At 73.6% G+C, this 16,966-nt stretch carries 15 protein-coding genes and 1 tRNA gene; 10 read left to right on the top strand and 6 right to left on the bottom strand.

The window, feature by feature from the left end; genetic code table 11:
• Positions 1-234: 234 nt before the first annotated feature.
• From H2O74_RS07445 to H2O74_RS07430, 4 genes are read left to right on the top strand one after another with little or no spacing between them, the layout of a single operon-like run.
• On the top strand, positions 235-1,635 hold the full coding sequence (locus tag H2O74_RS07445; protein WP_182113795.1) for a branched-chain amino acid ABC transporter permease: 1,401 nt from the start codon (positions 235-237) through the stop codon (positions 1,633-1,635).
• Between the two features lie 12 nt (positions 1,636-1,647).
• Positions 1,648-2,634, top strand: a complete 987-nt coding sequence (locus H2O74_RS07440; protein ID WP_182113794.1) for a branched-chain amino acid ABC transporter permease — start codon at positions 1,648-1,650, stop codon at positions 2,632-2,634.
• Positions 2,624-3,550 (top strand): ABC transporter ATP-binding protein, encoded by a 927-nt coding sequence (locus H2O74_RS07435; RefSeq protein WP_182113793.1) that lies wholly within the window; start codon positions 2,624-2,626, stop codon positions 3,548-3,550. Before H2O74_RS07440 ends, H2O74_RS07435 begins: the two co-directional genes overlap by 11 nt.
• Positions 3,547-4,368: an ABC transporter ATP-binding protein gene (locus H2O74_RS07430; protein WP_220458033.1), complete on the top strand. Its 822-nt coding sequence runs from the start codon at positions 3,547-3,549 to the stop codon at positions 4,366-4,368. Before H2O74_RS07435 ends, H2O74_RS07430 begins: the two co-directional genes overlap by 4 nt.
• 125 nt (positions 4,369-4,493) lie before the next feature.
• Here the strand turns inward: H2O74_RS07430 and H2O74_RS07425 are convergent, their stop codons facing one another.
• Positions 4,494-5,768 (bottom strand): ABC transporter substrate-binding protein, encoded by a 1,275-nt coding sequence (locus H2O74_RS07425; RefSeq protein ID WP_182113792.1) that lies wholly within the window; start codon positions 5,766-5,768, stop codon positions 4,494-4,496.
• Positions 5,769-5,943: 175 nt separating this feature from the next.
• Positions 5,944-6,567, bottom strand: coding sequence for an ANTAR domain-containing response regulator (locus tag H2O74_RS07420; protein WP_182114141.1), 624 nt, complete (start codon positions 6,565-6,567; stop codon positions 5,944-5,946).
• 80 nt (positions 6,568-6,647) lie between these two features.
• Here H2O74_RS07420 and H2O74_RS07415 point away from each other — a divergent pair.
• Positions 6,648-6,721, top strand: a tRNA-Leu gene (locus H2O74_RS07415).
• Positions 6,722-6,732: 11 nt separating this feature from the next.
• Here H2O74_RS07415 and H2O74_RS07410 read toward each other — a convergent pair.
• Both H2O74_RS07410 and H2O74_RS16890 read right to left on the bottom strand, forming a co-directional pair.
• Positions 6,733-7,566 (bottom strand): universal stress protein, encoded by an 834-nt coding sequence (locus tag H2O74_RS07410; protein WP_182113791.1) that lies wholly within the window; start codon positions 7,564-7,566, stop codon positions 6,733-6,735.
• Positions 7,567-7,691: 125 nt separating this feature from the next.
• A complete protein-coding gene (locus H2O74_RS16890; protein ID WP_370525859.1) occupies positions 7,692-7,796 on the bottom strand; it encodes a hypothetical protein in 105 nt (34 codons plus the stop codon).
• 140 nt (positions 7,797-7,936) lie between these two features.
• Between H2O74_RS16890 and H2O74_RS07405 the strand changes: the two genes are divergently transcribed.
• Positions 7,937-9,802 carry an AAA family ATPase gene (locus H2O74_RS07405; RefSeq protein WP_255491853.1) on the top strand — a complete coding sequence of 622 codons (1,866 nt, stop codon included), beginning with the start codon at positions 7,937-7,939 and terminating at the stop codon, positions 9,800-9,802.
• 3 nt (positions 9,803-9,805) lie between these two features.
• Here H2O74_RS07405 and H2O74_RS07400 read toward each other — a convergent pair whose 3' ends face one another.
• Positions 9,806-11,389, bottom strand: a complete 1,584-nt coding sequence (locus tag H2O74_RS07400; RefSeq protein WP_182113789.1) for a diguanylate cyclase — start codon at positions 11,387-11,389, stop codon at positions 9,806-9,808.
• A gap of 218 nt (positions 11,390-11,607) precedes the next feature.
• Here H2O74_RS07400 and H2O74_RS07395 point away from each other — a divergent pair, with 218 nt between their 5' ends.
• The 3 genes from H2O74_RS07395 (at position 11,608) to H2O74_RS07385 (ending at position 14,943) form a co-directional block, all read left to right on the top strand.
• Entirely contained in the window at positions 11,608-12,048 is a 441-nt protein-coding gene (locus tag H2O74_RS07395; RefSeq protein WP_182113788.1) for a GAF domain-containing protein, read from the top strand.
• Between the two features lie 43 nt (positions 12,049-12,091).
• Positions 12,092-12,508 carry an ATP-binding protein gene (locus H2O74_RS07390; RefSeq protein ID WP_182113787.1) on the top strand — a complete coding sequence of 139 codons (417 nt, stop codon included), beginning with the start codon at positions 12,092-12,094 and terminating at the stop codon, positions 12,506-12,508.
• A 359-nt stretch (positions 12,509-12,867) separates the two neighbouring features.
• A complete protein-coding gene (locus H2O74_RS07385; RefSeq protein ID WP_182113786.1) occupies positions 12,868-14,943 on the top strand; it encodes a SpoIIE family protein phosphatase in 2,076 nt (691 codons plus the stop codon).
• Positions 14,944-15,207: 264 nt separating this feature from the next.
• Here the strand turns inward: H2O74_RS07385 and H2O74_RS07380 are convergent, their stop codons facing one another.
• A complete protein-coding gene (locus tag H2O74_RS07380; protein ID WP_220458032.1) occupies positions 15,208-15,567 on the bottom strand; it encodes a TraR/DksA C4-type zinc finger protein in 360 nt (119 codons plus the stop codon).
• Positions 15,568-15,739: 172 nt separating this feature from the next.
• Here H2O74_RS07380 and H2O74_RS07375 point away from each other — a divergent pair, with 172 nt between their 5' ends.
• Entirely contained in the window at positions 15,740-16,963 is a 1,224-nt protein-coding gene (locus H2O74_RS07375; RefSeq protein ID WP_182113785.1) for a TerC family protein, read from the top strand.
• Positions 16,964-16,966: the final 3 nt, after the last annotated feature.

Below are 16,966 nucleotides of genomic sequence, written 5' to 3'. Positions count from 1 at the left end.
TCGTTCCGGTCACCTCGTCCCCCCACGCCTCGCCCGACGCCGTCGCGTCCCGGGCGGCGCACGAGGGCCGGGTGACGCCTGATCCCGACTCACCCGCGCGACGGTGCGCGGGCTCGAACCGCGCACCCGCGCGTGAACGGACGGAGACCACACGTGCGACCAGCTGCGACATCGCAGGCCCGGTCCTCGAGCACGACCGCCCCAGGTGTCGCCCAGGGAGCCAGGCGCTGGCTCGTGCTGCTGGTGGCCCTCCTGACGACGTCGGTCGCGCTCCTCCTGGCCCCCGCCGCCTCGGCCGCGACGGGCGAGGCGTGCCAGCCGGGCACCGACCGCGCGTGCGTGGGCGGCACCATCCGGACCGCCGCGGGCGAGCCCGCGGTCGGGGTCGCCCTGGTGGTCGAGGGTCAGGGCGCGTCGGCCGAGGCGACGACGAACGCCGAGGGCCGGTGGTCCGTCGCGGTGACCGCGGCGGGCGCCTACACGGTGACGCTCGACGAGGCGACGCTGCCCGCCGGGGAGACGCTCCGCGACCCGACCGGCAACCCCCGCACCGTCGAGGTCGAGCTCGGGGCCAACCGTGGCGCCCTGTTCCCGCTCGGCGCGCCGACCGCCCCGGCCCCCGGCGCGGACGACGGCGGGGACGGCGGCGACGAGGGCGGCGACGGCGAGACCGCGACCGCGCCGCCGGCACCCGGGGGCGACGAGCCCGGCCTGGACACGCCCGTGCCCGGCACCTCGACCTCGGGCGGCGTCAACTGGGACCGCGTCGCGCAGCAGACCGTGGCCGGCCTCGTCTTCGGCCTGCTCCTGGCGCTGGCCTCCGTCGGCCTCTCCCTGATCTTCGGGACCACAGGGCTGAGCAACTTCGCCCACGGGGAGCAGGTGACCCTCGGCGGCATCCTCGCCTACGTGTTCACCCAGCTCGTCGGGCTCCCGCTCCTCGTGTCCGGGGCGCTGGCCGTGGTCCTCGCCGCCGCATCCGGCTGGTTGCAGGACGCGGCGATCTGGAAGCCGCTGCGCACCAAGCGGGTCGGCATGACGCAGCAGCTCATCGTCACGATCGGCCTCGCGATCACGCTGCAGTACGTCTACCAGTTCTTCCTCGGCGGCAGCTCCCTGCGGATCGTGCGGTCCAACCCCGCGACGGTCACCTTCGGCCCCGTGTTCATCACGCAGCAGTCGCTGGTCTCGGTCGGCCTGGCGGTCCTCGCCCTCGGCGCCGTCTCCTACTTCCTCGTCGGGACGCGGATCGGCCGGGCCACCCGTGCGGTGTCCGACAACCCGGCGCTCGCCGCCGCGTCGGGCATCTCGGTGGACCGGATCATCCGGCTCGTGTGGACGCTCGGGGCGGGGCTGGCGGGCCTCGGCGGCGTCACGATGGGCCTCTACCTCAACGCGACGGCCTGGAACATGGGCTCGACCCTCCTGCTGCTCATGTTCGCCGCCGTCACGCTCGGCGGCCTCGGCACGGCGTTCGGTGCGCTGGTGGGGTCGGTCGTCATCGGGCTCGTCGTCGAGCTCTCCAACCTCGTGATCCCGTCGGACATGCGCTACGCGGGTGCCCTGGTGATCCTCATCCTCGTCCTGCTGCTGCGGCCGCAGGGCATCCTCGGCCGCGCCGAGCGGATCGGCTGACAGGAGATCGACATGGACTGGGAACGCATCCTCACCAACGTCGTCGGCGAGCTCTTCGCTCCCACGACCGCGGCCTACGCCCTCGCGGCGATCGGCCTCAACGTCCACTTCGGCCTCACGGGTCTGCTCAACTTCGGCCAGGCCGGGTTCATGCTCCTGGGCGCCTACGGCTTCGCGATCTCCACGATCGCCGGGGCCCCGGTGTGGCTCGCCGTGCTCGTCGCCATCGCGTGCGCCGTGGTCTTCGCGCTCATCCTCGGCGTCCCGACGCTCAAGCTGCGGGGCGACTACCTCGCCATCGTCACGATCGCGGCCGCCGAGATCGTGCGCATCATCGGCCGCTCCACGGCGCTGACGCCCCTCACGGGGGCGTCGTCCGGCCTGCGCGGCAACAGCTACAAGGAGACGTTCCAGGAGCTGTCGCCGTTCGAGGACGGCACGACAGCGGTCGGGCCCTTCTCGTACTCCAACAACGCGTCGAACAGCTGGTGGATCCGGATCGTCGCGTGGGTGGTCGTGCTGCTCGCGTGCCTGCTCGTGTGGCGCCTGCTGAACAGCCCGTGGGGCCGGGTCCTCAAGGGGATCCGCGAGGACGAGGACGCGGTGCGCTCGCTCGGCAAGAACGTGTACGGGTACAAGATGCAGGCACTCGTCCTCGGCGGCGTCATCGGGGCGGTCGCCGGGATCATCTACGTGCTCCCCCGCGCCGTCCAGCCGGACTCGATGGGTCGCCCGATGACGTTCTGGGTGTGGACGATCCTGCTCCTCGGCGGCGCCGCGACGGTCTTCGGGCCGGTCCTGGGCTCGATGCTCTTCTGGGCGACGCTCATGCTCATCAAGACCGTCGGCCGCGAGCTCATCCCGTCGACCGTCATGCGGACCGAGCAGATCGAGCAGTTCGGCTGGATCGTCGTCGGGGTGACGCTCATGCTCCTGGTGATCTACCGGCCGCAGGGCATCCTCGGCGACAAGAAGGAGCTGGCGATCAATGTCCGCTGAGACCGCAGCCGAGGCCCTCGCCACCGTCCCGGCGGAGCCGGGCGCGCCGAAGCCGGACCCGATCCTCGTGGCCGACGACGTCGTCCGCCGGTTCGGGGGCATGACAGCCGTCGACGTCGGGCACCTGGAGGTGCAGCGCGGCGCGATCACGGCACTCATCGGCCCGAACGGCGCCGGCAAGACGACGTTGTTCAACCTCCTCACGGGCTTCGACCAGCCGAACTCCGGGCGGTGGTCGTTCGGCGGGCGCTCGCTCGCCGGCGTCCCGGCGGCGAAGGTCGCGCGGGCCGGCATGGTCCGCACCTTCCAGCTCACCAAGGCGCTGAGCCGGATGACGGTGATGGAGAACATGCGCCTGGGCGCCGCCGACCAGCCGGGCGAGACGTTCGCGCGGGCCCTCGTGCCCCCGCTCTGGCGGCCGCGGGAGCGGGCGATCACCGCCAAGGCCGAGGAGCTGCTCGACCGGTTCCGGCTGCTCGACAAGAAGGACGAGTTCGCGGGCAGCCTGTCCGGCGGTCAGCGCAAGCTCCTGGAGATGGCCCGCGCGCTCATGAGCGACCCGGAGATGGTCATGCTCGACGAGCCGATGGCCGGCGTGAACCCCGCGCTGACGCAGTCGCTCCTCGGGCACATCCAGGCGCTGCGCGACGGCGGCACGACCGTCCTGTTCGTCGAGCACGACATGCACATGGTCCGGCACATCTCGGACTGGGTGGCCGTGATGGCCGAGGGCCGCCTGGTCGCCGAAGGGCCGCCCGGCTCCGTCATGGGCAACCCGGCCGTCGTCGACGCCTACCTGGGCGCGCACCACGACACGGACCTGGGCGACGACGCGCTGCTGTCGGACGAGGTGGCGCAGGAGCTCGAGGCGGAGGCCGCGGCCGAGGCCCGCGCCCACGACGAGGAGTCACGATGAGCACCACGACCGCGCCGATGCCCGCCACGCCGGGCGGGACCACGCAGGACCCCGTCCTGGAGGCCACCGACCTGGTCGCGGGCTACCTCCCGGGCGTCAACATCCTCAACGGCTGCGACCTGGTCGTCCGCCCGGGCGAGCTCATCGGCATCATCGGCCCGAACGGCGCGGGCAAGTCGACCCTGCTCAAGGCCCTCTTCGGCCTGGTCACGGTCCGGTCCGGGTCGGTCACCCTGCACGGCGAGGACATCACGAACGCGCGCGCCGACACGCTCGTCAAGCGCGGCGTGGGCTTCGTCCCCCAGAACAACAACGTGTTCCCCTCGCTGACCATCGAGGAGAACCTGCAGATGGGCAGCTTCCAGGCGCCCCGCACGTTCGGGGAGCGGTTCGACGCGATCGTCGACCTGTTCCCGACGCTGGGCGACCGGCGCAAGCAGCGCGCCGGCTCGCTGTCCGGCGGTGAGCGCCAGATGGTCGCGATGGCGCGAGCGCTCATGATGAACCCGTCGGTGCTGCTGCTCGACGAGCCGTCGGCGGGGCTGTCCCCGGTGCGCCAGGACGAGACGTTCATCCGGACCCGGAAGATCAACAAGACCGGCGTCTCGATCATCATGGTCGAGCAGAACGCCCGCCGGTGCCTGCAGATCTGCGACCGCGGGTACGTGCTCGACCAGGGCCGCAACGCCTACACCGCGACGGGTCGCGAGCTGATGCACGACCCCAAGGTCATCGAGCTCTACCTCGGCACGCTCGCCGCGGACCAGGACGCGGTCAAGGACACGGGGCCGGCCACGGGCACCCCGCCCGTCGCCTGACGTCCCCGCGAGCACGGCAGTCCCTGCCCGCACAGCAGTCCCAGCCAGCACGACGAAGCCCCGGCCGGTTCCCCGGCCGGGGCTTCGTCGTGCTGTGCTGACTACTGCTCAGCGCTGACCAGCGCTCAGAGCTCGCCGAACTCCTGCGAGATCCAGGCGTTCTTGTTCTCCGCGTCGAACTGGTAGATGCCCACCCAGGCCGACGACGGGTCGTTGTCCTCGTTGAACGCGCCCACGCCCGAGACGGCGACGTAGTCGATGTCCTCGCCGCTCTCGATGAGCTCGACGCAGTCCGCGAACGTCTCGCACTCGGTGCCACCGTCCGCGCCGGACACGGCGTGCAGGTTGGCCTGGATGGTCGGGCCGTCCGTGCCACCGCCCTTGACCGCGGCCAGCGCGGCGAGCACGACGGCGTCGTAGGACTCGCCGGCGTAGTTGTAGTCCTTGAGGTCGGGGTTGACCTCGAGCAGTCGCTCGCGGAACTCCTCGCTCGCGTTGGCCCCGGGCTGGGTCCCCTTCGCGCCCTCGAGCGTGCCGGGCTCGAAGTCCGCCGAGTAGTCGGCGAGGTTGCCGTCGACCAGGTAGAGCTTGGACGTGTCGAAGCCGGCCGAGCTCAGGGCCGGGATCAGGAGCTTCGTCTGGTCGAAGGCGATGACCACGACGGCGTCCGGGGACGTCGACAGGGCCGCGGTCACGGCCGACGGGATGACGTCGTCGGACGCCGGGTCGAACTCCTCGCCGGGGTTGCCGTACGTGACGGTGACGCCGGCCTCCTCGAGCTCACCCTTCGCGACGTCCCGCAGCGTGACGCCGTAGTCGTCGTTGAAGACGAGGAAGGCGACGTTGGAGTGGCCGTCGTTGATGATCGCGTTCGCGAGGGCGCGGCCCTGGATGAGGTCCGACGGTGCGGTCCGGAAGTAGAAGTCCGAGTAGCCGCTGAGGCTGGTCGCCGTGTTCGCCGGGGAGATCTGCACGACGTCGGAGCCCGTGATGTCGTCGACGACGTTGAGCGTCACCGAGGACGACGCCGCGCCCACGATGACCTGGACTTCCTGGCTCAGGAGGTCGGTGACCGACTGCGTGGCGACCTCGGCGTTGTCGGCGTCGGACGAGTCCGCGTGGACGACCTCGACGTCGTTGCCGAGCACGCCGCCGGCCTCGTTGATCTCCTTGATCGCGAGGTCGACACCGGCGATCTCGGGCGGGCCGAGGTAGGCGAGCGACCCGGTCTGCGGGAGCAGGGAGCCGATGATCAGCGGCTCGCTCGACGAGCCGCCGCCCCCGGTGCTGCCGGTCTCCTCGCCACCGCCCTCCTCGCCACCGCCGGCGCACGCCGTGAGCACGAGAGCGACGGCACCTACCAGAGCAGCGGCACGAGCCGCGTGAGTGGAACGCTTCATACGGGAGCTCCCTCTTCTGAGCACTGTGTTCTCCCGCACCGGCTTGGAGGCCCCGGCGCCGGACTGTGCTCGGAAACGTACCCCGGAAGTGTGTCCGAAGTGTGACATGCGTCGTATCAGTCGGCGTCGTTGCCGAGTTGTGACCAACGTCCTACGGCGATGTCACGCGCAGGTGTCAGGAGGACGCGCCACCGACCTGCTCGATGACGGCGTCTGCCACCTCGCGCATCGTCAGACGGCGGTCCATCGACGTCTTCTGGATCCAGCGGAACGACTCGGGCTCCGTCAGGCCCATCTTCGTCATGAGCAGGCCCTTGGCGCGGTCGACCCGCTTGCGCGTCTCGAACCGGTCCGCGAGGTCGGCGACCTCGGCCTCGAGCGCGCTGATCTGGCTGTACCGCGAGATCGCGATCTCGACGGCGGGCAGGAGGTCGGCGGGCGTGAACGGCTTGATGACGTACGCCATCGCGCCGGCGTCGCGCGCGCGCTCGACGAGCTCCTTCTGCGAGAAGGCGGTCAGGAGCACCACCGGCGCGGCGTGCTCCTTGCCGATCCGCTCGGCGGCCGTGATGCCGTCCATGACGGGCATCTTCACGTCCATGACGACGACGTCGGGCCGGAGCTCGACCGCGAGGTTCACGGCCGTCTCGCCGTCACCCGCCTCGCCGACGACGTCGAAGCCCGCGTCGCGCAGGGTCTCGACGACGTCCATGCGGATCAGCGCCTCGTCCTCGGCGACGACGGCGCGTCGCGCGGGCCTCGCCCCCGGCGCGTCGGGGGCCGGCCCGGGACCGCCCATCGGCAGGTCGAGGTCGGGTGTCTGCGGCACGTCCTTCTCGGTCACGGCGATAGCCTAGTGGAGTCGGCGCCGCCGGCAGTGCCCCGATAGCCCAACCGGCAGAGGCGTTCGGCTCAAACCCGATCCAGTGTGGGTTCGAATCCCACTCGGGGCACCCCCGCGCCGTCAGACCGGGCCGCCCGCGTGCGCGACGACCACCGGGCACGGCGCGTGCAGCACCACCTCGTGGCTGACCGAACCGAGCGCCGCCCCGTCGAGACCCTCGTCGCCGTGCGCGCCGACGACGAGCAGCTGGGCGTCGCGCGCCGCCTCGAGCAGCGCGCGAGCGGGCCGGCCGCGTACCAGGCGCCGGCTGAGCGGCACGCCCGCACCCTCGAACGGGGCCAGCATCTCGCGCAGGGCGACCACCTCCGACTCCCGCAGCGCGTCCGCCAGCCCGTGCGTGGGCAGGATCGCGGCCGGCGGCACCGTCGGCGCGTCCCACGCGCGCAGCACCTCGAGGCGGGCGCCGGACCGGACCGCCTCGGCGAGGGCGAACGCCAGGGCGGCGCGCCCGTCCGGCGAGCCGTCGACCCCGACGACGACGGAGCGCACGCCCGACGGCCGCCGTGCGGGCACCAGTGCGACGGGGCACCGCGCGGACGCGGCGAGGCGGTAGGCCAGCCACGCGCCGGCGCCCTCGCCCGCGGGCACCACGAGCAGGGCGGCGTCGCGCGAGCGCTCCAGGAGCGCGCGCCGCGGCGGGTCGGTGACCAGGACGGAACGCACCCGCAGGCCGGGCACGAGCTGCTCCGCCCGGTCGGCGCACGCCTCGACGAGGTTCTTGCCCTGCTGCTCGATCGCGTGGTCGAGGTCCACGTCGAACCCCCACGCCGGCTGCCCCACCGCGTGCACCACCTCGAGGAGCGCGCCCCGCGTCGCGGCCGCGTCGGCCGCCCACGCGAGCGCCTCCTCGCCGTTCGCCGTCCCGTCCACCCCGACGACCACCGTGGCTGCCATCGCCCCTCCTCGCGCGTCGCGCCGGGTCCGACGGTCCCGGGCGTCACCAGCCTCCGGCGGTCCGGCGTCGATGGCGAGGGTCCAAAGGCCCGGGCCCGGCCCACGTCCCGCCCGGGCTCCGGGCGCTAGGCGTCGTCGGTGGCGATCCGCACGTGGACGTCCTGGCCGACGAGCTCGCCCTGGCAGCTGCCGAGGTCGTGGACGTAGCACTCGTGGGTGCAGGGGCCCAACGGCCCGGCCGCTGCGCGGAGGCGTGGGCCGAACGGGTGAGCGACGCCGCGCCGGTTGCCCGGATTGTCCGATTCCCGCGACGATGGCGCCTTGCGGCCGCCGCTCCTGGTGCGACGGCCCCGGCGCGAAGGACTCGCTCGTGACCGACCTGAACCCGCTCCGCACCTCGCAGCACGACATCGCCCTCGACCGGGACCGGCTGCGTCGGCGGCGGTTCTACCGGCTCGCCGCCGTGGTGCTGCTGGTGGAGGCGTGGTTCATCGTGGTGCCGCTCACCGGCCGCTCGCCGCTGCCGGCGCTGCCCGCGGTCGACCCGTTCCTCGTGACCATCATCGTCTTCTTCGCCGCGATGCTCGCGGTCGTCGTCGGGACGCAGGTCGTCAGCAGCCGGTCGCCGCACCTGACGTACCGGCCGGAGCAGGTGGACGTGACCCTCGACGACGTCATCGGGATCGACCCGGTGAAGGAGGACGTCCGGCGCTCCATCGACCTGTTCCAGATGCACCGGCGCTTCGCGGACCGCATGGGCGGCGCCGCCCGGCGGGGCCTGCTCTTCGAGGGCCTGCCCGGCACCGGCAAGACGATGACGGCCAAGGCCATGGCGGCCGAGGCCGGGGTCCCGTTCCTCTTCGTGTCCGCGACGTCCTTCCAATCGATGTACTACGGAGCGACCGCGCGCAAGATCCGCCGGTACTTCGGCGCGCTCCGCAAGGCCGCTCGCCGGGAGGGCGGCGCGATCGGCTTCATCGAGGAGATCGACGCCATCGCCCTGCGGCGCGGCGGCATGCTCGCGGCGGACCCGAGCGGTCGCGCCCATGCGGGTGGCCTGCCCCGCCCGGGCCTGGTCCACGACCGGATCACGAGCGAGGGCACCGGCGGCGTCGTCAACGAGCTCCTCGTGCAGATGCAGTCCTTCGACGAGCCGACGGGGACCGAGCGCCTCGTCAACCGGCTCGTGGCGGCGGTCAACCTGCTGCTCCCCGCGGACCGTCAGATCCCCCAGATCCGGCCGCAGCGCGTCCCGATCCTGCTCATCGCCGCGACGAACCGCGCCGACTCGCTGGACCCCGCGCTGCTGCGCCCCGGGCGGTTCGACCGCCGGCTGACCTTCGCCGCCCCCGACGTCCACGGCCGGCGGGCCCTGGTGGACCACTTCCTGGCCCGCCGGGCGCACGAGGCCGACCTCGACGACCCGCGCCTGCGTGACCGGCTCGCCGCGGCGACCAACGGCTGGACCCCCGTGATGATCGAGCACGTGCTCGACGAGGCGCTCGTCAACGCGCTGCGCCGCGGCTCGGAGGCGATGTGCTACGCCGACGTCGAGACCGCCCGCCTGACCGAGATGGTGGGCATCGGGCAGCCCGTCGCCTACACGCCCGCCGAGCAGCGTCTCATCGCCACCCACGAGGCGGGGCACGCGGTCGTCGCGTGGCTCGTGGCCCCGCAGCGGCAGCTCGAGGTCCTCACGATCGTCAAGCGGGGCGACGCGCTGGGCCTGCTGGCGCACGGCGACGCCGAGGAGGTCTACACCCACTCCGCGTCGGACCTCCGCGGCCTCGTCGAGATCGCGATGGGCGGCCTGGTCGCGGAGGAGCTCTTCTTCGGCCAGACGACGACCGGGCCCGCGAGCGACCTGGCCGCGGCCACCCGCACCGCCGCGCAGATGGTCGGGGCCGCCGGGATGACGGGCTCGCTGGTGTCGTTCCTCGCGACCGGGCACGACGTCGTCGAGGGCGTCCTGGGCGACCGCACCGCGCGGGCGCAGCTCGAGAGCGTCCTGGAGGACGCCCGGCACCGGGTGCTGTGGCTGCTGAGCGAGAACCGGCACCTGGTCGAGGCCCTGCGCGACGCGCTGCTGGAACGGCACGAGCTCGTCGGCGACCAGATCACGGACGTGCTCGAGGCCGCCCGCGCCCGCGGCGCCGAGACCCCGGACGACGTGCCCGCCGCGAGCGTGCCGGCCGACGCCGCGCGGTCCGGCGGCGGGCGGCTCACCGCGGCCTGAGCCTTAGGAGGCGACGACCACCCGGTCACGTCCCGCCCGCTTGGCCGCGAGCAGGGCGGCGTCGGCCTCCGCCCAGCGGTCCCCCGGGGTGTCCGTCGTGGGGCCGGCACCGACCGACACGGTGACCCGGAGCCCGGGGGCGAGCTCCTCCCACGGGTGCTGCCGCACCGTCGCGTGGACCCGCTCGGCCAGCGCCACGGCCGCGTCGCTCCCGCCGGTGAGCAGGACCAGGAACTCGTCACCGCCGAAGCGCGCGACCACGTCGGACTCGCGGGCCTGCGACCGCAGGATGCCCGCCACCCGGCGCAGCACCCGGTCGCCCGTCGCGTGCGAGTGACCGTCGTTGATCGCCTTGAAGTCGTCGACGTCGACGAACACCGCCCAGCGGTCGACGACGTGCTGCTCCGCGGCCGCGTCGATGAGGCGCCGGTTGCCCAGGCGCGTCAGCGGGTCCTGCATGAGCACCTCACCGATGCGGGTGGTCTCCGCCGTGAGCTCGCGCAGCTGGTGGCGGTCGTTGAGGGCGGCGAAGCGGCCCTCCTGCTCCGACCACAGCCGTGCCAGCGCGTCCCGCGCCACCCGCCGCACGAGAGCCAGCGCGGGGTGGGGCCCGGTGATCGCCTCGTGCACGTCGGCGAGGTCCGAACGCGCCGTCGCGGCCCACACGTCCCGGCCCGCCGCGTCCGCGTCGCCGACCAGGGTCGTCAGCAGCCGGACCGCCTCGTCGAGGCGACCGTCGTCGGCGGCGGACTGGGCCAGCACGAGCTGGAGCAGGTGGGTCTCGACGAGCTCGGACCGCGGCGCGAAGCGGGTGGCGGCGGCCGCTGCCCGCGCGGCCGCGAGCCCTCGCTCCCCCAGGTGGAGCATCGCGTACGCCTCGACCACCTCGCCGCGGGCGACGAGGGCGTCGTTGCCGTCCGTGCGCGCCGCGGCGACCATGCGGCGGGCCCGCGACGCGCACTGGACGAGACGCTCCCGCGCGTCGGCGGTGCGTCCGATGAGCAGCAGGCTCGCCGCCCAGAACGCGCTCAGCAGCGCGACCTCGCCCGCCACGAGGGCGTCGACCTCCGGGCGTCCCCCGTACCGGATCGTCGCCAGGACGACGTCGGCCTCCTCGAGGAGGTTGATGGAGCGCAGCGCGAGGCCGACGGCGACGCTCGCCGACAGGTGGTCGTAGGTCTGCACGGGCACGGCGCGCAGCAGGAAGTGCGCCTCCGCCGCGGCGGCGATCGCCGCGGAGTGCCGACCCAGCCGGGTCCGCGACTCCACGAGCACGGAGAGCGCCTTCGCGCGCCACGCCGGGTGCACCTCGTCGCCCAGCTCGCGCAGGATCGCCTCGGCGGCGACCACCGCGTCGGTGTGCCTGCCGAGCTCCTGCAGGGCGATGGCCTCGATGTAGCGGAAGTACCTGACGGAGACGACGTCGTCCGCCGCCGCGGCGAACGCCCGACCGGTCCGCGCGAGCCGCACGGCGTGCTCCGAGAACCCCGTCGCGTACTGCTCGTGGGCGACGTCGGTGAGCGCGTCGAGCGGCCCGAAGACCGGCACGGGGACGAGGGTCGCGCCGACCCGGCCGGTGCTGGACATCGGTCTCCTCACCGGGGCGCAGGGTCACGTGGTGACGGGCCCGCGCGGTGCGCCGACTGCCGTCGTCGGCCGCGATTGTGGCAGGTCAGGAGGCGTGTGGCGGCGCGACGTGCCGTCGCCGGGACACGCGACACCCGAACGCCGCGCACGCCGGCCGCTCCGTCGCCGCTACGATCGTGGCGCCACCCGGCGCCCGCCCTCTGACCACCGAGGTCACCATGCCCGCCCTGAGCTCGAGCCTCGACGACTACGCACGCGCGGCGGCCGGCCGGCTCGGCGATGACACGCACTGCAGCATCACGCTGCGCAGCCGCGGCACCCTCGCCTACGTCGCGAGCAGCAACGACCGTGCCCGGCGCTGCGACGAGGTCGAGGTGCACGTCGGCGAGGGCCCGTGCGTCGAGGCCATGGAGCAGCTGCACGGCGTCCTGGTCCCCGACCTCCAGCCCGAGGCCCGCTGGCCGGTCTGGCGACAGGCGGCGCTCGACGCGGGTTTCCGGTCGGCCGCCGCGCTGCCCGCCGTCGTCGACGACCACACCACTGTCGCGATCAACCTGTACTCGGACCTGACCGATCCGTGGGGCCAGGAGCCGCTGCTCGCCATGGACGAGTACATCCAGGAGATCGCCGAGGTGCTCCGAACCAGGCTGGGAAGCTGACGTGGGCACCGCGGAGCCGGTTCGGCAGGCGAGCGGACGCATGATGACCCATGCTGACCCGATGGCCGTCGCCGAGCTCTTCCTCGAGGCGCGACCCTCCTCCATCCGGGCCGCGCGGCAGTGGGCCGTCAAGCACGCCCGGGACTGCGAGGTCGCACCGGGCATGGTCCGCGTGATCGAGCTCCTGACCAGCGAGCTCGCCGCCAACGCGCTGGCACACGGCCCCACCGAGCCCGTCCGGGTGCGGGCCGGGCTGGCGGGCGACCGGTTCCTCGTGCACGTCGTCGACGCGGGCGACGACCTGCCGGTCGTGCGCTCCACCGGGCCCGAGGTGCCCGGCGGGCACGGGCTGCGGCTGGTCGAGCGCCTGGCGGAGGCCTGGGGCGTCGAGCCGCACCGCGATGGCGGCAAGACCGTCTGGTTCGCGGTGCGGACCGACGGCGAGTCACCCCTGAGCTGAGCCCGCAGGGGCGCGCCCGGACGGACGCCTCAGGGGCGTGGGTCGACACGCCGCCACGGGCGCTCGTCACGACGGTGCCCGGTACCGGCGTCGCAGCGCGGGCACACCCGGCCGACACGCGGCGGCCCTCGTCCAGGATCACCCGCCCGTCGCACCGGCGCACGGGCAGCCCGGCGCCGCGGCGTGGTCGCCCGAACGCGCGCCCAGCCTGGCGCCGCGGACCCGCCCTGGTCGATGATGGGCGACGACCGAGGTGAGTGCGGGGGTTTGCGGTGGCCGACGAGCGACGCGTACGAGGCTCCCGGCGGGACCGTCCGACGTCCGGCGCGGGCCGGCCCCGTGGCCCCCGCCGCCCGGTGGTGGACCCCTCCGAGGTCATCGCCGAGCTGGCGCTCGCGGCGGCCGACGTCGGGACCTTCGAGTGGGACCTGGCCACCGGGCAGCTGCACTGGGACGACCGGATGCTGCGCCTCTTCGGCTACACGCGCCAGGAGTTCCGGGGCAGCGTCGCCCAGTTCAAGGCACGCCTGCACCCGGACGACCGGCCCGTCGTCGGGCGCACGGTCCAGCGGGCCGTCGACGCGCGCGGCGAGGTCGAGCTCGACTGCCGGGTGGTCGTGCCCGGGCGGGCGATGCGGTGGTTGACCGTGCGCGGCCACGTCCTGAGCGGCTCGGACGGGACGCCCGCGCGGGTCCTGGGCGTCGGGTACGACAGCACGGCGCGGCGGGACACCGAGGCGCGCGTGGCACGCGTGCTCGAGTCGATCCCGACGGCATTCGTCGGGCTGGACCTCGCGGCACGGGTGACGTACGTCAACGCCGAGGCCGAGCGGATGCTGGGCCGGAGCCGCCACGAGCTCGCCGGCACGGCGCTGTGGCGGGCGTTCCCGGACCCCGTCGCGGCCGCCCTCCAGGCAGCCTGCGACGAGGCGGTGCGCACCGGCACGACGGGGCTGCTCGAGGCCCACCTGCCGCCGCCGTCCGACCGGTGGTACGAGGTGCGGGCGTGGCCGCACGCGGACGGCCTCGGCGTGTCGTTCCTCGACGTCACCGCCAGGCACACCGCGCAGGCCGTCGCCGAGGACGCGGCGCGCCGCGCACGGCTGACGGCGCGGGTCACGCACGAGCTCGCCGAGACCATGGACGCCGAGACGGCCATGGGCCGCCTCGTGCAGCTCGTGGTGCCGGAGCTCGCCGACTGGTGCGTGGTCACCCTGGCCGAGTTCCCGAGCGACGGACGGGCCCCGCGCCGCCGGCTCCGGGACATCGCGACGTGGCACGCGGACGAGGTCGCGCGCCCGCTGGTCGCCCGGTACGCGACGACCCGGCTCGCGGCGCTCGCGGACGAGTCGTTCCCGGGGCGCGCGCTGGACCGCAGAGAGCCGGTGGCCGTGCCCGCGGAGGCGACGGAGCGCATCGCGGCGATGCTGCGGCCCGGGGAGGCGCTCGAGGCCCTGCGGCTGCTCGCACCCGAGTCGGCGGCCGCCCTGCCGATGAGGGCGCGAGGACGCACGGTGGGCGCGATCAGCCTCTTCCGTGGCCCCGAGCGCGCGCCGATGTCCGCGGCGGACCTCGCCGCCGCCCGCGAGGTCGCCGGACGCGCCGGCCTGGCGCTGGACAACGCCCGCCTCTACCGCCAGCAGCGCCAGCTGGCGGAGGCGTTCCAGCGCTCGTTGCTCACGGAGCCGCCCCAGGCGGACCACCTGCAGGTCGCCGTGCGCTACGTGCCTGCCGCCGAGGCCGCCAAGGTGGGCGGCGACTGGTACGACGCGTTCGTGGAGCCGGACGGCGCGACGGTGATCGTGATCGGTGACGTCGTCGGCCACGACGGCGCCGCCGCCGCGACCATGAGCCAGGTCCGCTCGATCCTGCGTGGCGTGGCTGTGACCTGCGGCGCGACACCCGCGGCGGTGCTCGAACGGGTCGACCGCGCGCTGCGGTCGCTGCGGCTCGACGCGCTCGCGACGGCGGTCGTGGCCACGATCGAGCAGACGGACGACGACCGCGGGCGCGGGCTGACGCGGGTGCGCCTCTCGAACGCGGGGCACCCCACCCCGCTCGTCCTCCACCCCGACGGGAGCGTCGCGGCCCTCACCGCGGGGCGACCCGACATCCTGCTCGGGGTGCGCCCGGACACCGAGCGCAGGGAGACCGTCGCCACCCTCGAGCGTGGAGCGACGCTGCTGCTGTACACGGACGGCCTGGTCGAGCGCCGGGACCGCGGCCTGCGGGAGGGGATCGCACTCCTGCGCCGGACCCTCGGCGAGCTCGCGCCCGCCGACCCCGAGACCATCTGCGACCAGGTGCTCGCGCGCATGCTCCCCGTCCACGCCGACGACGACGTCGCCCTGGTCGCGGTGCGTCTGCAGGGCTCGGCCGCACCGCGACCGGCCCGTCAGCCGACCCGCTTCTCGAACCGCGTGCAGGGCGGCTGACCGGTCGCGGTGCGGTCGGGCTTGCGGGCGTCAACGGCGTCGGGACCGCCGGCCGTCCCGGTGATGCGGGGGCTCAGGAGCCCTGAGTGGCACCGATGGGTGCTCCCGTCGGTGCCGCAGGCGCGTCAGTCCCAGAACGGGGGCAGGTCGTCCTCGTCGATGGCGGCGGGCGCGGTGTGCTCGTTCACAGCTGACCTCTCGGATCGGTGGGGGATGTCCAGCACCTCCACCATCGGCGACCGCGAGCCGTCGGACGTAGGACCTTCAGCCCCGCTCGCGTGCCTGCGACGCGGCGCACCCGACGCAGCGCCGCGCCGTCGGCCGCACAGCGAGCCGGTCGTCGCCCACCGGCCCGCCGCACCGCTCGCAGGTGCCGTAGGTGCCCGCCTCCAGGCGGTCGAGGGCGGCGTCCGCGTCGGCGAGGTCCGCGCGGGCCTGGCGCACCAGCGCCGCGAGCTGTGCGCGCTCGAAGGCGACGGTGGCGCCCTCGGGGTCGTGCTCGTCGTCGGCGTTGGACCAGGCGGACGCCTCGACGACCTCGTCGAAGGCCGCACCGAGCCCGCGGAGGCGGGCGAGGGCACCGTCACGCACAGCGGTGACGCGGGCGGCGGCATCGGGCGTCACACCGCCATCCTTGCAGGCGTCGCCCGGGTGCCGCCGTTACGCTTGCGGGCAGGACGACGAGGCCGGACCCCGCGTGTCGGAACCTCGACGGGGCGGCCGACGTTGCTCCCGCAGGGCGCGCGCGAACCGCGGGCGTCGGTACCCGCATGAAGCTCTGGAGGACTCGCGCCCGATGGTTGTCTCACCCCTGGTCTGGATCCTGACGATCGCGGCGATCGTCGGTCTCCTGGCGTTCGACTACGTCTTCCACGTCCGCAAGGCCCACACCCCCACCCTGCGCGAGGCCAGCATCTGGTCGGCGCTGTACGTCGGCATCGCCCTGCTCTTCGGCGTGGGCGTGCTCGTGCTCGGGGGCGGCGACGCCGGCTCGGAGTACTTCGCCGGCTACATCACGGAGAAGGCGCTGTCCGTCGACAACCTCTTCGTCTTCCTCATCATCATGAGCAGCTTCCGCGTGCCGCGCGAGGACCAGCAGAAGGTGCTGCTCTTCGGCATCACCTTCTCGCTCATCGCCCGGACCGCCTTCATCCTGCTCGGTGCCGCGCTGATCAACTCGTTCGCGTGGGTCTTCTACGCGTTCGGGCTCATCCTGCTCATCACGGCGGGCAACCTGCTCAAGCCCGAGTCCTCGGACTCCCACACGGCGGACAACTTCGTCATCCGGCTGGCGCGCCGGGTGTTCCACACCACCGAGCACTACGACGGCGACAAGATGTTCACGCGGGTCGACGGCCGCCGGGCCCTGACGCCGATGCTCCTGGTGATGGTCGCCATCGGCGGCACGGACATCCTGTTCGCGCTCGACTCGATCCCCGCGATCTTCGGCCTGACCCAGGACGTGTACATCGTCTTCACCGCGACGGCGTTCTCGCTGCTCGGGCTGCGCCAGCTGTACTTCCTCATCGACGGCCTGCTGGACCGCCTCATCTACCTGTCGTACGGGCTCGCGGTGATCCTCGGCTTCATCGGCGTCAAGCTGATCCTGCACGCGATGCACAAGAACAACATCCCCTGGGTCAACGACGGCGAGCCGATCGACGTGGTCGAGGTGAGCACCCCGCTGTCCCTGGGTGTCATCGTCGGCGTCCTGATCGTCACGGTCCTGGCGTCGCTCGCCAGCCCTCGTGGTCGAGCCCAGAACGCGCTCAACAGCGCCCAACGCCACGCGACCGAGTACCTCGACCTCGAGTACACGGCGGACCCGGCCGAGCGCGAGCGGATCTACGCCGAGCTCCTCGAGGAGGAGGCGGAGCTCAAGCGCATGGCCGCCGACCACTCGTCGGTGACCAAGGGCCAGGACGAGCTGCGCGAGCTGATCGCCCGGGCGCACGCCGAGCACCGCGCCCACCCGCTGACCAGCACGCCGGCCGACGCCCCGCCGCGGGACACCTTCTGAGGA

Source organism: Actinotalea sp. JY-7876 (assembly GCF_014042015.1).
Taxonomy (GTDB): Bacteria; Actinomycetota; Actinomycetes; order Actinomycetales; family Cellulomonadaceae; genus Actinotalea.
This window is presented reverse-complemented; position numbering and strand designations above follow the sequence as displayed.

Excerpts from the sequence above, each read along its gene's own strand:
- H2O74_RS07400 (WP_182113789.1), bottom strand. The coding sequence starts at position 11,389 with ATGTCCAGCACCGGCCGGGTCGGCGCGACCCTCGTCCCCGTGCCGGTC.
- H2O74_RS07375 (WP_182113785.1), top strand. The coding sequence starts at position 15,740 with ATGGTTGTCTCACCCCTGGTCTGGATCCTGACGATCGCGGCGATCGTC.
- H2O74_RS07425 (WP_182113792.1), bottom strand. The coding sequence starts at position 5,768 with ATGAAGCGTTCCACTCACGCGGCTCGTGCCGCTGCTCTGGTAGGTGCC.
- H2O74_RS07410 (WP_182113791.1), bottom strand. The coding sequence starts at position 7,566 with ATGGCAGCCACGGTGGTCGTCGGGGTGGACGGGACGGCGAACGGCGAG.
- H2O74_RS07420 (WP_182114141.1), bottom strand. The coding sequence starts at position 6,567 with ATGGGCGGTCCCGGGCCGGCCCCCGACGCGCCGGGGGCGAGGCCCGCG.
- H2O74_RS07395 (WP_182113788.1), top strand. The coding sequence starts at position 11,608 with ATGCCCGCCCTGAGCTCGAGCCTCGACGACTACGCACGCGCGGCGGCC.
- H2O74_RS07430 (WP_220458033.1), top strand. The coding sequence starts at position 3,547 with ATGAGCACCACGACCGCGCCGATGCCCGCCACGCCGGGCGGGACCACG.
- H2O74_RS07435 (WP_182113793.1), top strand. The coding sequence starts at position 2,624 with ATGTCCGCTGAGACCGCAGCCGAGGCCCTCGCCACCGTCCCGGCGGAG.
- H2O74_RS07390 (WP_182113787.1), top strand. The coding sequence starts at position 12,092 with ATGACCCATGCTGACCCGATGGCCGTCGCCGAGCTCTTCCTCGAGGCG.
- H2O74_RS07440 (WP_182113794.1), top strand. The coding sequence starts at position 1,648 with ATGGACTGGGAACGCATCCTCACCAACGTCGTCGGCGAGCTCTTCGCT.